1 pseudogene is annotated in these 266 nt (G+C 39.5%); it reads left to right on the top strand.

Features of this window, described 5'->3' with window-relative positions:
* Nucleotides 1-44 precede the first annotated feature (44 nt).
* Nucleotides 45-266: pseudogene (locus CWB78_RS18305) on the top strand (UDP-glucose 6-dehydrogenase); the annotation flags it as partial.

Genomic DNA, 266 nt, shown 5'->3' with positions numbered 1-266 from the left:
CGCCTGACGAGGACGGTTCTGCAGAGTAAAACTTCGTCCTAAAGGGAGCAGAAACCATTGCTACATATATGGAAAGTCAACAATTAATTATCGACAAGTCATCTGTACCTGTTGGCACTGCAGATAAAGTAAAAGCGACAATACAATCTCTACTTGAAAGCCGTAAAAGTCATTTAACAGTTTCTGTCTTATCATATCCAGAGTTCTTAAAAGAAGGGTCTGCAGTTTTTTATTGTAGACGTGCTGAGCGCTTAATTATAGGTACG

Origin of the sequence: Pseudoalteromonas sp. S1612, assembly GCF_005887175.1 — a bacterium.
Classification (GTDB): Bacteria; Pseudomonadota; Gammaproteobacteria; order Enterobacterales; family Alteromonadaceae; genus Pseudoalteromonas; species Pseudoalteromonas undina.
Note: the sequence above shows the minus strand (reverse complement) of the source record. Positions and strands in the feature narration are given on the sequence as shown.